Here is a 14,489-nt window from a genome sequence, read left to right as displayed (position 1 = left end):
CTGGTTTATTATGAAGGGCTACTACGTACAATCACCCATTCTGTTCCTGGTCTTCAACCGTCCGCAATTAACGGAGCAGGTGTTCTCACGTATCAGGGCCGTTCAACCTCCGCGACTGTACATTGCTGCCGATGGCCCGCGAAAGAACCACCCGGAGGATCTGGCAGCCTGTATGCAGGTACGGCAGGTAGTAAGCAAAATAGACTGGCCCTGCCAGGTACATCTGCTGTTCAACGATCAGAACAAAGGCTGTCGCCTGGCTGTCTCAGATGCCATCCAATGGTTCTTTGACCAGGAGGAGGAAGGAATTATCCTGGAAGATGACTGCTACCCGGCCTATAGTTTCTTCTTTTTCTGTGATACCCTGCTGGCGCAATTCAGAAATGATACCCGGTTGTTCTGTATTACCGGAACTAATCTTCAGCAAGGACATCGATGGGGAACCGCCAGTTATTACTTCTCCCGCTATGTGAACATATGGGGCTGGGCCAGCTGGCGCAGGGTATGGAAAAAGTACGACCGCGATCTTTCCCGTTACACCGCAGCAGATGCAGAAGCCGCCCTGCAGAAGATCTTTCATGATGAATTTCTTATCGCGGACTGGGTACAGGATTTCAAGAAACTACAATCAGGAGAGATCGATACCTGGGATCACCAGTTTAATTTCCTCACCTTTTTTGAGAATGGGCTTTGTGCTACGCCGAATATTAATCTTATCAGCAACATCGGCTTTGGCCCGGACGCCACGCATACAGTAAATACCATTAATCCCCATGCGGGGATAGCAGTGGAAGAATTTGAAGGAGAGATTATGCATCCGAGCGTGTTTTTACCTGAACCCGGAGCGGATTATTTTTTCTTAAAAAAGGAGCATGACCTGGAAGCGAGATGGAGGATTTACAGGAAGCCGAAGAAACGGTTGAAAAGATGGCTGGCGAAGTGGTTGGCTTTTTTAAGTTAAAGCTGCCGTATCCTAATTTTCTTTGTTGTAATGGTTGCAAAGAAGGGACGTTGTAACTGTTGTGTTTTCAATAAATAGACAACCGTTTGAGCGATCTCGCGAAATTCGTGGAATGAATATCGTAAAAACAGTACGCTTAGGATTATGCAACTGCAATTACCGTTTCATTAGAGATAACATCTGAAGCGTATGCTAAAGCGGCATTAATAGCGTGATGTGTTTAAATAAGCACCTTTCAATTTAAGAAATATTACGCAGCAAACTTATTCCCTTCTCAAACTCTTCACCGGGTTAACCAGGGCCGCTTTAACAGATTGAAGACTGATAGTAAGTAAAGAGATCAGTATCACCACACTACCTGCCGCTAAAAATATCCACCAGCTGATATTGATTCTGTACACAAAGTTTTGCAGCCATTGATCCATCGCCCACCACGCAATGGGCGATCCAATGACAATGGCAATAATAACCAGCATTACAAAATCTCTTGACAGCATGGTAGTGATCTGCGTAACAGTAGCACCCATCACTTTCCTTATCCCTATTTCCTTTCTTCTTTGCTCAGCCACAAATGCCGATAAACCGAATAAGCCCAGCGCTGATATAATAATAGAGATACAACTAAAAAGCAATACCAGTTTTGAGATCTTCAGATCGTTCTTATACAGGTTGTCGAAGGCCTCATCCATAAACTGGTAATCAAGGGGAGCATCAGGTATAAATGTTTTCCATGTTGCAGTGATGGCGTCCATTGCCCTGGTAATATTCCCGGGACCGATCTTTACGAAAAACATGGACGCCAGTTCATCTTCATCATTATTACTGATCACCATTGGGCCCACCTTATTGTACAGGGAGCTAAAGTTATAATCTTTCATCACACCAATAATCAGGCCGGTATCTCCGCCGTTTCTTCCAAATAGCTGCCCGGTGTAAGGTGGATGCAGGCCAAATGCTTTTGCCGCCGTTTCATTGAGGACATAATTTTTCTTATCCGAATGATCCTTGCTGAACCACCTGCCTTCCTTCATCTGGAAATTGAATATGGATCTTGCTTCATCCGACAGGAATAAATGTACCACCCGCGCCTTCAGGCTGGTATCCATTTCCTGCCAGTACCAGTTTTTTATACCACTTGAATTCAGCGTGTTTCCTTCGATCGCGGTGCTTGCGAACGCTACGCCTTCAATAAAGCTATTGCGCTGCAGATCGCTCCGGATAGCCTCACAAAGCCGGTTGATCTTTTCGTGGTCATAATCCATTCGCTGTAAGGCCTGGGCGGGGATATCAAGCGATACCACCTGCGTGCGCTCATACTGTGCAGCGGAATTTTGCGCCAAACGCATCTGGAGATAAATAGTAATCGTGCCGATAATGAAGACCACTCCGATCACAAATTGAAACACCACCAGTCCTTTGCGCAGCGACACATTTTTAAATTGTAGAAAAGAATAACCATGCAGATAATGCAATGGTTTAAAAAGTGACATGGTCAACGCCGGGAATACGCCATTTACCAGTGTAGTAAGCAATAAGGTACCCAACAGCACAGCCCATAAAATAGTGGAAGCCACAGATAGCTGGAACCTGGTTTCAGTAAGTTTGTTGAATGCAGGAAGGCTGAGCCACATGATGACCAGTGAAACGGACAAAGCAATAAAGCACAATAAAAATGATTCCGTCAGGAATTGCCAGAACAGTTGCGCCCAATTGCCGCCAATGATCTTTCTAATGCTGATCTCTTTGGAACGCACATTGGCCTTCGCAATGCTAAGGTTTACATAGTTAATACTCGCGGTGATCAAAAGCAGGATACCCAGCACGCTGAAAACAAACACAGCCGTTTTGCTGCCCCGCCGGAATGCAGGATCGAATGAGCTGGTATCGAAATGCAATTCGCGTAAAGGCTGCAGTGCAATAGAAAAACCAGGCTCTTTGGAAGCTTCCTGTAAATGCTTCGTGGCCGTTTTGATAAAAGAAGCGATATCTGTATTGGGATAAACTTTTACAAAAGTACGATAGCTCAGGTTGCCCCAGTTGTTGTTATCTCCCTGCCTGTGGGCAAGGCGCGCTGCCATTGGTACCAGCATATCGAACTGTATGCTCGAATTTACAGGATTATCTTGTATGATGGCCTTCACCTGGTACAGGGTAGTATCCAGTTTTACTGTTTGCCCGATGGGATCTTTATCGCCAAACAATTGCCTGGCCCTCGATGCAGTAAATATGATAGAGAACGGATGCTGATTGAATGACCGGATATCGCCGCTGAGTACTTTGTAGTCAAAGATTTTAAACCAGCCGCTGTCAACAGCAATGCCTGTTTTTTGATTAAACAATTGGCCGTCTACATTCAAGGTGCCTGCCCACCATCCCATTCTTGCCACGTTCATCACTTTGCTTTCTTTTCCAAGCGTTGCTGCAACAGGGAAGGCGCTGAGGGGATTCGGTTGTTCATTCCCGCCAAATGCTGACTGCACGAGGTAAATATCCCTGGCCCCTTTGTGGTAGTCATCAAAACTCAACTCATTCTGTACCCAAAGCGCAATAAAGATAAATGCAACCAGGGCCACAGAAAGCCCGAACAGGTTGATCAGCGTGGTAGTTTTGTTACGGAGAATATTACGCCAGGCGGTCTTCAGATAGTTTTTAAACATAACGTAGCGTTCTGATGTTTTAGGACAACAAGCTGGTCTAGGCCAACAAGATCAGTGCCAGGGTGTAAATGCTTGCCTGCAAAGGGTTTGAAACAGGGTTGCCAGCTGGAATGTCCGGTATCGGACAGCTTTTGTACGAAGCCGGACAAGCCGGTAAAGCGCTTGCTTTTATTTTATCAGCTGGGAGGAGTACTTTTTACGGTATTCAAGCGGCGATAAGTCCGTTATTTTTTTGAAGATCTTTCTGAAAGTATCAACATCATTATAGCCTGTTTCGTAAATTATTTCGTTGATAGTTTTCTGTCCGGTTTCCAATTGCTTTTTAACAAATTCTACTTTTACCCGTTGAATATATTCGCTGATTGAATTGCCGGTGCATTTTCTGAACCGCCTTTCAAACGTGCGTCTTCCAACACTGAGGGTATTACAAATCCCATCTACCGTCAGCACTTCGCCCGGACTGTTTTCTATCAACTCCTGCGCTTTCAGGATTGTTTCATCGCCGTGCTTTTTTTGTCCGATAAATATCATATAAGCGCTTTGGCGCTTCCTTTCAATATCAATTTCAAACATCTTTGAAGCCAGTATGGACATTTCCCTGCCTAAATGTTTTTCAAAAATGTAGAGTATCAGGTTGAGATAAGAATATCCTCCACCGCAGGTGTAAATGCCCTTTTCATCTGTTATAATGGTGTCATCAATGATGTTTACATTGGGAAACATCTCCCTGAATTCATTTTTGGCCGCCCAGTGGATCGCACATTTTTTATTATCCAGGATTCCTGTAGAAGCCAGGTAGAATGAGCCAACACAAAGACAAACAATCTCTGCGCCTTTAGCGTATTGGGCAAGCAGCCAGTTCGTATACTTGCTGTTTTCCTGGATTGCTTTTTTAAAATCACCACAGAGTAAGGGTAGTACGATCACATCTGTTTTCTCCACCTCATCAATTGTTTTGTTCGTATTGATGGTATAAAGCCCGTGTGACAAGACAGTGTTTTTCGTCAGTCCTACAATATCAATAGCATAAAAGGGGGCCTTGCCCTGGTATCTCAAAAAATCGTTTATCCGGCTAAACAGCTGGAGACTGCTGTCAATGCTTGTTAGCGTAGCATCATAGAGCGGTAGGATGGAGACGTGTTTCACGGTATGCTATATAAGTAACAATGTAAAATCCGGCTGTCGCAATTACAGGGTAAGTTTGTCGCTACTGCCTAATGTCCTGCTTATAGATGGCCTGTATTTTTGTATTGTAAATATAAACGTCTAAATATGAAATCACTCGAAATTATTATGTTACCTGTTGCAGACAGGCAAAAGGCCAGGGAGTTTTATTTGAAACTGGGTTTTCAGGTTATTATTGAAGCGCCCGGTGCACACGGTGAAACCTGGATCCAGATGGGCCTTCCAAACAGTAATACCACCATTTCGCTGGCAGGTTTTCATGGTATTATTTGTGAAACGGATGATATTGAAGCAGAAATTAAAGCCTTGAGCTCAAAAGGAATTGAGGTGGGTAAAGTGGATGAAACGCCCTGGGGAAAATTTGCGTGGCTGAAAGATCTGGATGGGAATAGTGTTTGCCTGCATGAAAAATAATGGGGACATGGCTGAGCAACTAACAAGGGATCTTAATAAAAAGCCAACTCCGGGTAAGTCAGAATTGGCTTGAAGATTATCTTTCACAGTCCTTGCCGGACAAATGTTAAATTACTATTGTCCGGTTATCACTCATCAGCAGGTAAAAGTATTACACGGATCTTCATTCGTGACGCAGAAACAGGTAAACTGGCATTTGGCCCGGAAACTAGTGGCGGCATTACCGTGGAGCTGTTGCTGACGGCCTTGACTCAGATCTGCAATAATTACTTTTTGTAACACGAGCTTTTTTGCGGGATTTTTCTTTTTCATACGTGAGGTCTTTAATGATTTGGAAATATTGGTAATTGAGCTAACAATTAAGGGTATGATAAAGGTACTTTTATCTTTATTGTCTGAAAATACCCGGAAGTAGGTATTTATAGGGAAGAGGCAATAAAAAAAGTCTTGTAATCATTGATTACAAGACTTTCGTAGCCTCGCCAAGAATCGAACTTGGATCTAAAGTTTAGGAAACTTCTATTCTATCCATTGAACTACGAGGCCATTTCCACTCCCCGGATACTCCGGAATAGAAAGGGAGTGCAAAACTAAGTTATTTCAATTCAAAATCCAACTTAATCATACATGCCTTCGATCACGTTCCGGTACTTTTCCAGTATCACCTTTCGCTTCAGTTTCAGGGTAGGGGTCAGCTCTCCGCCGTCTACCGTCCACTCATTAGGCATCAGCTCGAATTTTTTGAGCTGTTCCACATGGCTGAAGAACTGGTTGTACTTATCTACCGCCTGCTGGAACAGGTCTTTTACTTCCGGGAGCTTTACCAGGCCTTCGTTGCCGTTATAGCTGATCCCCTTCTTATCGCACCAGTTCCGGAGGTTGGAAAAGGAAGGAACGATCAGGGCAGACGTGAATTTATGATCTTCGCCTACCACCATGATCTGCTCTATATATGGCGACTCCTTGAACTTGTTCTCGATAGGCTGGGGCGCTACAAATTTACCACCGGAGGTTTTGAAAAGCTCCTTCTTGCGGTCGGTGATCTTCAGGAATTTATTGTTCACGATCACCCCGATGTCGCCGGTATGGAACCAGCCATCTTTGATAGCGTCTGCCGTAAGATCAGGCCGCTTATAATAGCCTATGCTGATATTGGGCCCTTTGCAGAGAATTTCTCCGTCTTCCGCCAATTTCACTTCAATACCGCTGATAATAGGCCCAACGGTGCCAAACATGCGGTCTTGCTCGTCAACCCGGTTCACGCTGATCACCGGCGAGGTTTCTGTCAGCCCATAGCCTTCCAGCACGGGTATGCGCCCTGCGGTAAAGATCTTCAGCAGCCGCATCTGGCAGGCGGCGGCGCCTGTTACAACCGCCTGTATATTACCCCCCAGTGCTTCCCGCCACTTTTTAAATACCAGGGCGTTGGCGATAGACAGCTGGAAACGGTACCAGCCACCCAGGGGCTTGTTGATCTCATATTGTTTGCCCAGTTCCAGGGCCCAGAAAAAGAGGGCTCTTTTAATACCTTTCAGCTCCAGGCCTTTGCTCATGATCTTCTCGTACACTTTTTCCAGGAGGCGGGGTACGGTAGTAAAGATGGTGGGCTTTACCTCTCGCAGGTTGTCTGCGATAGTATCCATACTTTCCGCGTAGTAGATGGGCACCCCGGCAGTAAGGTATACGTAGGTGACCATGCGCTCGAAAATATGGTTGAGAGGGAGAAAGCTCAGCGCCCGGGCACTGGCGTGAACAGGCAGATAGGGCGTACAGGCCACTACGTTGCTTACCACATTCCGGTGGTTCAGCATCACCCCTTTGGGCGTGCCGGTAGTGCCGGAAGTATAGATAATGGTGACCAGCTCCTCAGGGTCTGTATTTTTCTTGATCTCTTCTATCCTGGGATAATCTTCTTCTTTGGCAAGGGATAGTATTTCCGTCCAGTGACGTACGCCTGGCAGCCGGTCGTAGGAGAATACTTCTTTCAGCGCAGGCAGCTGATCCCGCACGGCATTCACTTTATCCAGTATTTCCTGGTCGCTGATGAACAGGATACGTGCGCCGGAATCTTTCAATACGAAGACTAATTCATGCTGGCTGATGGTAGGGTAGATAGGGGTTAGTACAGCCCCGGTCTGCTGACAGGCAAGATCGGTCAGTATCCATTCCGGCCGGTTGCGCGAAACGATCGCGATCTTGTCTTTTCCTTCCACGGTGCCATCACCACGGGTAATGCCTAATTGCAGCAGCCCGGACGCAAATTGCAGGGTAGTCTCGGCAACGGCTTTAGTACTGTATTTTATCCATTTCCCGTCTACTTTGCCCGCCAGCATATCTTCTTTGGGATATTTTTCCAGCTGGTAGGCGATCACGTCAAATAATCGGCTCGGTTGATCCATTATGTTGTGGTTTGCTGTTTTTCATCCTCACATGTTCCGTTGCTGGTGCTCATTTTGTAATTTTTCATATTCCTTCAGGGTATCTCCGTAATGGTCGCTGTGGTAGGCGCCAAAATAGTGGAATGCAAGGCCGATGCCCCAGCCCATGGACGGCCATATCGGCCAGGGAACGCCGCCGTTGCCGCGGGCAGTAATGAACCATAAGGCCCAAAGACCGGCGTTAACTACCAGGTACGAAATAAGGTGCGATTTAAATGCAGCTCTCGCCTTGGCAATGCGCCAAAGTCTTTCGTCCCTTTGTTGTGTACTTTCCATATGAATAGGTTTATGCAAATGAAGCATAATAAATTTAAATAATTTTATTTGATTTTGCCAGGTTTATTGCCGCTGCGCGGTGATGTTAAACTGTATATTGACCATGGAATTAATCAGCTTATCCTGCAAGGATTTATCAGCGCGATAGGTCATGCCCCAAAGCGTGCGGTCAATATTGAAGTTCGCATTGGCCGTCAGCTGGTTTTTCAGCAGCACAATTTTAGCGGGGAAAGTCACATTTTTGGTTACTTCTTTGATGGTAAGATTGCCCTCTATGGTATGGGTGGCATCTTTCAGCAGCACCTCGTTCCCATCAGGACGGTAGGCGTTGATCCCGGTAATGGCAAAAGTGGCGGTAGGGTATTTCTCCGCATCAAAGAACAATGGGCTCTTCAGTTCGCGTTCCAGTTTGTTCTTCATGGAGGTATCCGCTGCAAGGTCTACATCCACCAGCGATTTGATATCGATGGTGAATGTGCCTCCTGTAACCATGCTGTCCTTTACGTATAAGGTACCGTCCTGCAGCAGGAAGCGGCCGGTATGTTTACCGGTGGGTTTGGTGCCGATCCATTGCACCATGCTTTGGTCCGGGTTTACCTGGTATACGGCGCCTTCGCCTTCCTGTACAGACCTGGCCTCCGAGATGGTAGCCTTGTCCGCTTTAGGCGCCTGCTGGCAGGCCGCCAGGCAACCCGCTATCAGTAATATGTACCTCATACTATGTATGTTTTAGTAGCAGCTATCCGCCCACTACCTCCCGGTTACCTACCCATACAAACCGTTTCACAATGAACTCCTGGTTAGTAAAGCTTGCATTCCCGGCAGGATTACCGCCTGTTACATGAAAGTCAGAAAAGGCGGCATGCTGGTTCACCCATATCAGCCCGGTAAAGTTAAAAGATACGGGAGTGAAAACGCTGTTCATCTCATCGGCGATCTTTTCTTTTACAACGGGATCATTCGTATAGGCGCCACAGGTAATGGCCCCATGTTGCTTAGCCATCTGTTTGGCCAGCTGTATGGAATGATCGGTATCTTTTGTTTTGATCAGCATTATCACCGGACCAAACAGCTCTTTTTCGTAAATATCACGGTCTGCGCTGCTCACTTCTATCACGGTAGGAGAGCATACGCGCGCATTATTGAATTCTTCATTTGTTACAGGCCCGCCCTGCAGCAGTACTTTGCCACCCAGTCTAACGGCGTCCTGTGCACGCTGCAGCGTAGTATCATTTTGTACGGCGCCTAAAGTGCCCGCTCCCATTTTGGGATTGTTCACGAGCGCCCCAATGGCGTCTTTTATCTTCTGGGTTACTTCATTGAAGGGAAGTCTGCCTTTTTCAGTGGCAACACCCTGTTCCGGTATAAAGAAGTTCTGCGGAGCAGTGCACATCTGTCCGGAGTACAGGCATACGGCAAAGGCCAGGTTCTGTACCACGGCGTCTATATCCCGCATGCTGTCAAGGATCACTGAATTCACACCGGCTTTTTCTGTGAACACCGTCTTACCGCTTAAGGACTCTACATATTCCCCGAAGCTGCTGCCCCCGGTATAGTCTATCAGCGATACCTGCGGATCTTCGCACAATGCCTTGGTAATAGGCTGCGCGCTGGTATCGGTGGCCAGCTGGCAAAGGTGCGGATCAAAACCATTCTCCTGCAGCACCTGCTGAATGGCCCCAATGGCGATGGCAATGGGCAGCACTGCCTTGGGGTGCGGCTTTACGATCACGGGATTGCCGGTGATCAGGTCTGCATAAATGCCTGGTAAGGAATTCCACACCGGGAAGGTAGAACAGCCGATCACCAGTCCGATACCTTTAGGTACGGCCTTGTAAGTTTTTTTCAGCTGCAGGTTGGTCTTACCCATTGGCTTTTCCCACATTTGTTCTGCCGGGAAACGGTGCAATTCCTCATAGCCCATGGCAATGGCTTCGAGCGCCCGGTCGTTGGCATGCGGACCGGATGCCTGGAAGCTCATCATAAAGCTTTGGCCCGTGGTATGCATGGTAGCGTAGGCGATCTCAAAGAAAAAGCTCTTTATTCTTTCCAGCGTTTCCACCAGTATATCGGCGCGGTTGCTGACAGGAGTATTGGCCCATTGTCTGGCAGATGCACCGGCTTTGGCTACCAGTTCTTCCACGGTAAAAGCGGGGTAGCTGATGCCCAGCTCTTCGCGGGTATAGGGAGATACTTCTTCGCCTACGCGGGTACCGGTGCCGGTTTGCAGTAATTGATCAAAAGGCTGGCCCAGCAATTGCTGGAATCCGGCTGCTCCTTTGGCGGCAGCCTCTTCACCGTAAGCCTTGGGGTGTTCGGGGTACTGCGAATAAAAGCGCCGTTCGTGGTTAGCTTTTACCGCGTTCTCAATCGTGTTTTGGTGTTTTGTTGCAAGCATATAATAATTAATAATTAAGTTAAATAATTAGTAATTAACCGTACGTGGAATCCTCAGCACTTGCATTCATCTTATTAACTGGTACATCCGCCAGTGGGTGATTACCGGTTCAGTGAGAACCGTCCGTCGTTATAATATTCATCAGCACGCAGCCTGAACGGGTGGTTACGCTGGTACTGCATGAATTTATCATATTCCGTTTTGTGCAGGTTAGTCCACGAACGGAAGGTGGCCTGACTGGCTACCGGGCCAAACAACCATTGGTTATAGGCTTCATACAATCCCGCCTTTAACAGCTTGCGTTGCATATCAAATAACGCAAACGGGTATTTGAAGCCATAAAAATTGTACCAGTCCAGCAGGAAACGGGTACGCAGCATGATCAGCGCATCGGGGTCAATACCGCTGCTGATCACGCCTGTTTGTTTAGCCATCAGCTGCCGGTAAACATTTACGAAGTCGCTGGTTGTACTGCTGCTCTTGCCGCGCCTGCTCTTTTTGCCGCTTTCCTCCATTTCGGGTACAGGAGCGCTCAGCATATCCGGGTCGTTGTACAATTTCTTATAAGATTCTATCAATATATCCCTCATCTCCGCTGTACGGTTAGTATAGCTTTCCAGGTTCACAAAGATTTCTCCGTATAATATCGCCCATACCGGGTCTTTTGAATAATAATAGGCGCGTGCGGCATTGTAGTAGTTACCGGGGAAGTTCGGGTCTTTTTCTATTCCCTTCAGCCAGTTGTAAAGAGCGCCATCGTTCATTTTGAGGACGGCCAGCAGCTGCCCGTTGTCGTTATACAGCTCCCCGCTTTCCGGGAAGCGGCGGATAGCCCGGTCATAAAGCCGCTGCGCACCTTTCCAGTCTTCCTTGGCCTGGTAAATATTGCCCGCTATCTGGAACATCTGGGCATCCGCCTCTTTTTTGTCCAGCAGCGGATCTATCACGCTCTTGGCCTTGTTCATTTCTCCGCGCAGGTAATAGGCAAAGCCCAGCTGTTTCCTGAACTGAATATTATCAGGCTCCAGCTGTAATGCCTGGTTCAATACCAGTATAGCATTGGCATAATCCCCCGTACGGATGAAATTATTGGCGGTGCTGAACAACTCATTTGCATCCTGCGCCCATGCTACCTGTGTAATCAGTAAAAATCCACTTATTAAGAATTTTTTCAATAAAGAAAAGCTTCTGTTCATTACCTGTCTTTGCTTTGTTGTAAATGTAAGGAAAATTCATCCACAGTCCATAAATAGCAAACCCTCCAAAGGTCTCAAACCCTTGGAGGGTCCATGGACGATGGACCATGGTTGTTTATATGATCTGGGTGATCAGCCCATCCCTCAGTTTGGGCTCAAACCAGGTAGATTTGGGAGGCATCACATTGCCGCTGTCTGCGATATCAAATAATTGCTGGATGGTAACAGGGTAAAGTGCAAAAGCCACTTTCATCTCACCGCTGTTCACCCGTTTCACCAGCTCTTCCAGCCCGCGGATACCGCCTACAAAATCAATGCGCTTGTCGGTACGGGGATCTTTGATGCCCAGCAGTTTGTCCAGCACATTATTCTGCAGGATGGTCACATCCAGGATGCCGATCGGGTCTGTGGTATAAGTGCCTTCCCGGGCAACCAGGCGGTACCAGTTATTTTCCAGGTACATGCTGAATTCATGCAGCATGGAGGGCTTTTCAGGAGCATGTCCTGTTTTTTCTACGGTAAAATCATACTCCAGCCGGGAAATAAGATCGGCAGCGGTATGGCCGTTCAGGTCCTTTACCAGGCGGTTATAGTCGAGAATAGCCAGCTGGCTGGCAGGGAAAATGGTGGTCAGGAAGAAATTGGCCGGGTCTTCTTCAGATTTGATCAGTCCCTTTTCAGCAAATTCTTTCTGTACCAGGGAGGCGGAAGCGGCCCGGTGGTGGCCATCTGCGATGTAGGTACAGGGCACTTTCTCTGCAAAGAGGGTGGTGATGTGCTGCACGGCAGCCGGTTCGTTCACCACCCAAACGGTATGCTGAATGCCGTCGTCGGCGGTGAAATCATAGGCCGGGGCATGGGCATGCTGCCAGTGGTCTATCAGCACGTTCAGCTCAGCAACGTCTTCATAGGCCAGGAACACGTTGCCCGTCTGGGCCCGGGTGGTTTTGATATGATTGATGCGGTCCAGTTCTTTATCCGGACGGGTAAATTCGTGCTTTTTAATAATGCCTTTGTTGTAGTCGGCTATGGAGGATGCGCAAACCAGTCCTGTTTGTGCACGGCCGTCCATTACCAGCTTGTAAATGTAGTAGCTGGCCTGCTCGTCCTGGAACAGCACGCCGTCTTTAATAAACTCCTGCAGGTTCTCTGCTGCTTTGGCGTATACAGCCTGGCTATGGATATCGGTACCGTCCGGCAGGTCTATTTCAGATTTTGAAACATGGTAATAAGAGTGGGGATTGCCCGCTGCTGCTACTTTTGCCTCTGCAGAGCTGAGTACATCATAAGGCCTGGATGCCACCTGGGCGGCCAGTGCTACCTGCGGTCTTAAGCCCTTGAACGGTCTGATAATTGCCATAGTTGTGTTGTTTGAAGGGGCAAAAATAACATACAGATGTCAAAAGGCAAACCTTATAAATGCCTTATTTGGCTGCGCCCAGGTCATCTTTTGCTGCATTCGTGTTGCATTCATGTTGCATCCGGATGACCCAATTATACAGTTCCATCCCATTGGCGTCCCAGGGATGTCCCATTCCCTTTAAAGACATGTGACAACTATGGGAAAGGTATGGGAGTGATACGGGACATATGGTAACCCGACGGCAATCCAGGTGCCACCTGAGTGGGAAATTCCAGGGGCTTTTATGCAGTTTTACGGGAAGAGGAAAGGACAGATCAGCTGATCGGGAGACAGGAGGAGGAAAAGAAAAAGTCCCGCCCCGGACAAACCGGGAACGGGACTAAACTTATAGCGGTTAATCAACATGACGGTTTAGTCACAACACATCAACACATCATTTTCATGCCTTTTTAAGGCTGAAATATTTCATGGCTTCCACCATTACTTCAACGCTTTCATAAGGCAGTGCATTGTACAGGGAGGCGCGGAAACCGCCTACGCTGCGATGCCCTTTGATCCCCACAATATCTTCCTTCTTGCAGAACTTGAGGAATTCTTCCTCCAGCTCCGGCTTATCCATGATAAAGCATACGTTCATACGGCTGCGGTCTTCTTTTACCACGGTGCCGCGGAACAGCGGGTTATTATCTATTTCGCTGTACAGCAGAGCTGCTTTCTTTTCATTCAGCTTTTCAATGGCCGCTACACCGCCCTGCTCTTTCAGCCAGCGCAGGGTGAGCATGGAGATATAGATGGCAAATACCGGCGGCGTATTGAACATAGAGCCGTTCTCGATATGTACCTTATAGTCCAGTATGGTAGGTATTTTACGCGTCACCTTGCCCAGTGCGCTCTTACGTACGGCCACCATGGTGGTGCCTGCAGCGCCCATATTCTTTTGCACGCCTGCATAGATCAAAGCAAACCTGTTAAAATCCAGCTGACGGCTGAGGATATCGCTGCTCATATCGGCCACCAGCGGTATATCAGTTACCGGGGTGGTTTGCCACTGTGTACCGTAAATGGTATTGTTGGTGGTGATATGCAGGTATTTGGCCTGCGGCGGAATATTGAACTGTTTGGGTATATGGTTGTAATTGCTCTCGCGTGAGCTGGCCACTACGTCCACATAGCCGAATGACTTTGCTTCCTTGATTGCTTTATATGACCATACGCCGGTATCTACATAAGCGGCGGTTTCTCCATTTTCCAGAAGGTTCATCGGTACCTGCATGAACTGGGTGCTGGCGCCTCCGTGCAGGTAAAGCACTTCGTAGTCATCTTCCAGTTGCATCAGCTCTTTCACGAGACTGCGGGCTTCGTCCAGCACGTTCATGAAAAGCTCCGTCCTGTGACCTATTTCCAGTATGGACATACCCGATCCTTCGAAATCAATCAACGCTTTGCTGGCTTTATATAGTACCTCGTTAGGTAATACAGAAGGCCCTGCGTTAAAATTGTGCACCTTCATGTTGCGATCCTGATTAAATACATTATTGTCTTTTTCCACTTTATTTTGGTTTTTCTAAGGAACGGATAAAAAAAAGTAGGTATTTCAAATA

General features: G+C 47.4%; 13 protein-coding genes and 1 tRNA gene. 2 read left to right on the top strand and 12 right to left on the bottom strand.

Annotated elements, in window-relative coordinates; translation table 11 throughout:
- The first annotated feature begins 10 nt into the window (after positions 1-10).
- Complete coding sequence (locus tag ACR9Y8_RS14920) at positions 11-961, top strand: hypothetical protein (protein ID WP_481214039.1); 951 nt, start codon at positions 11-13, stop codon at positions 959-961.
- A gap of 263 nt (positions 962-1,224) precedes the next feature.
- Here ACR9Y8_RS14920 and ACR9Y8_RS14915 read toward each other — a convergent pair whose 3' ends face one another.
- Both ACR9Y8_RS14915 and ACR9Y8_RS14910 read right to left on the bottom strand, forming a co-directional pair.
- Positions 1,225-3,618, bottom strand: coding sequence for an ABC transporter permease (locus ACR9Y8_RS14915; protein ID WP_481214038.1), 2,394 nt, complete (start codon positions 3,616-3,618; stop codon positions 1,225-1,227).
- 168 nt (positions 3,619-3,786) lie between these two features.
- The gene (locus tag ACR9Y8_RS14910) at positions 3,787-4,764 is read right to left on the bottom strand and encodes a GlxA family transcriptional regulator (protein ID WP_481214037.1); all 978 of its coding nucleotides are present in this window, start codon (positions 4,762-4,764) and stop codon (positions 3,787-3,789) included.
- A gap of 126 nt (positions 4,765-4,890) precedes the next feature.
- Here ACR9Y8_RS14910 and ACR9Y8_RS14905 point away from each other — a divergent pair, with 126 nt between their 5' ends.
- On the top strand, positions 4,891-5,217 hold the full coding sequence (locus ACR9Y8_RS14905) for a VOC family protein (protein WP_481214036.1): 327 nt from the start codon (positions 4,891-4,893) through the stop codon (positions 5,215-5,217).
- A gap of 135 nt (positions 5,218-5,352) precedes the next feature.
- On the opposite strand, the gene ACR9Y8_RS14900 is transcribed toward ACR9Y8_RS14905, so the two are convergent.
- The 10 genes from ACR9Y8_RS14900 to serC all read right to left on the bottom strand — a co-directional run bounded on the left by ACR9Y8_RS14900 (position 5,353) and on the right by serC (position 14,437).
- On the bottom strand, positions 5,353-5,529 hold the full coding sequence (locus ACR9Y8_RS14900; protein WP_481214035.1) for a class I lanthipeptide: 177 nt from the start codon (positions 5,527-5,529) through the stop codon (positions 5,353-5,355).
- Positions 5,530-5,691: 162 nt separating this feature from the next.
- Positions 5,692-5,763, bottom strand: a tRNA-Arg gene (locus ACR9Y8_RS14895).
- 71 nt (positions 5,764-5,834) lie between these two features.
- Positions 5,835-7,616 carry an AMP-dependent synthetase/ligase gene (locus ACR9Y8_RS14890; RefSeq protein ID WP_481214034.1) on the bottom strand — a complete coding sequence of 594 codons (1,782 nt, stop codon included), beginning with the start codon at positions 7,614-7,616 and terminating at the stop codon, positions 5,835-5,837.
- A 27-nt stretch (positions 7,617-7,643) separates the two neighbouring features.
- Positions 7,644-7,931, bottom strand: coding sequence for a 2TM domain-containing protein (locus ACR9Y8_RS14885; protein ID WP_481214033.1), 288 nt, complete (start codon positions 7,929-7,931; stop codon positions 7,644-7,646).
- Between the two features lie 63 nt (positions 7,932-7,994).
- Positions 7,995-8,648, bottom strand: coding sequence for a YceI family protein (locus ACR9Y8_RS14880; RefSeq protein ID WP_481214032.1), 654 nt, complete (start codon positions 8,646-8,648; stop codon positions 7,995-7,997).
- Between the two features lie 22 nt (positions 8,649-8,670).
- Positions 8,671-10,329, bottom strand: coding sequence for a phenylacetic acid degradation protein PaaN (paaN, locus tag ACR9Y8_RS14875; protein WP_481214031.1), 1,659 nt, complete (start codon positions 10,327-10,329; stop codon positions 8,671-8,673).
- A 101-nt stretch (positions 10,330-10,430) separates the two neighbouring features.
- Positions 10,431-11,525 carry a tetratricopeptide repeat protein gene (locus tag ACR9Y8_RS14870; protein WP_481214030.1) on the bottom strand — a complete coding sequence of 365 codons (1,095 nt, stop codon included), beginning with the start codon at positions 11,523-11,525 and terminating at the stop codon, positions 10,431-10,433.
- 115 nt (positions 11,526-11,640) lie between these two features.
- Positions 11,641-12,885, bottom strand: a complete 1,245-nt coding sequence (locus ACR9Y8_RS14865) for a DUF1015 domain-containing protein (RefSeq protein ID WP_481214029.1) — start codon at positions 12,883-12,885, stop codon at positions 11,641-11,643.
- A 64-nt stretch (positions 12,886-12,949) separates the two neighbouring features.
- Positions 12,950-13,075 carry a hypothetical protein gene (locus ACR9Y8_RS14860; RefSeq protein ID WP_481214028.1) on the bottom strand — a complete coding sequence of 42 codons (126 nt, stop codon included), beginning with the start codon at positions 13,073-13,075 and terminating at the stop codon, positions 12,950-12,952.
- A gap of 252 nt (positions 13,076-13,327) precedes the next feature.
- A complete protein-coding gene (gene serC / locus ACR9Y8_RS14855; protein ID WP_481214027.1) occupies positions 13,328-14,437 on the bottom strand; it encodes a 3-phosphoserine/phosphohydroxythreonine transaminase in 1,110 nt (369 codons plus the stop codon).
- Positions 14,438-14,489 lie beyond the last annotated feature (52 nt).

It is taken from the genome of Chitinophaga sp. SVR4-12A (assembly GCF_056754765.1).
This window is presented reverse-complemented; position numbering and strand designations above follow the sequence as displayed.

Coding starts and splice junctions, on each gene's coding strand:
- ACR9Y8_RS14900 (WP_481214035.1), bottom strand. CDS start 5,529: ATGAAAAAGAAAAATCCCGCAAAAAAGCTCGTGTTACAAAAAGTAATT.
- ACR9Y8_RS14905 (WP_481214036.1), top strand. CDS start 4,891: ATGAAATCACTCGAAATTATTATGTTACCTGTTGCAGACAGGCAAAAG.
- ACR9Y8_RS14865 (WP_481214029.1), bottom strand. CDS start 12,885: ATGGCAATTATCAGACCGTTCAAGGGCTTAAGACCGCAGGTAGCACTG.
- ACR9Y8_RS14920 (WP_481214039.1), top strand. CDS start 11: ATGAAGGGCTACTACGTACAATCACCCATTCTGTTCCTGGTCTTCAAC.
- ACR9Y8_RS14880 (WP_481214032.1), bottom strand. CDS start 8,648: ATGAGGTACATATTACTGATAGCGGGTTGCCTGGCGGCCTGCCAGCAG.
- ACR9Y8_RS14890 (WP_481214034.1), bottom strand. CDS start 7,616: ATGGATCAACCGAGCCGATTATTTGACGTGATCGCCTACCAGCTGGAA.
- ACR9Y8_RS14915 (WP_481214038.1), bottom strand. CDS start 3,618: ATGTTTAAAAACTATCTGAAGACCGCCTGGCGTAATATTCTCCGTAAC.
- ACR9Y8_RS14885 (WP_481214033.1), bottom strand. CDS start 7,931: ATGGAAAGTACACAACAAAGGGACGAAAGACTTTGGCGCATTGCCAAG.
- ACR9Y8_RS14870 (WP_481214030.1), bottom strand. CDS start 11,525: ATGAACAGAAGCTTTTCTTTATTGAAAAAATTCTTAATAAGTGGATTT.
- ACR9Y8_RS14860 (WP_481214028.1), bottom strand. CDS start 13,075: ATGTCTTTAAAGGGAATGGGACATCCCTGGGACGCCAATGGGATGGAA.
- paaN (WP_481214031.1), bottom strand. CDS start 10,329: ATGCTTGCAACAAAACACCAAAACACGATTGAGAACGCGGTAAAAGCT.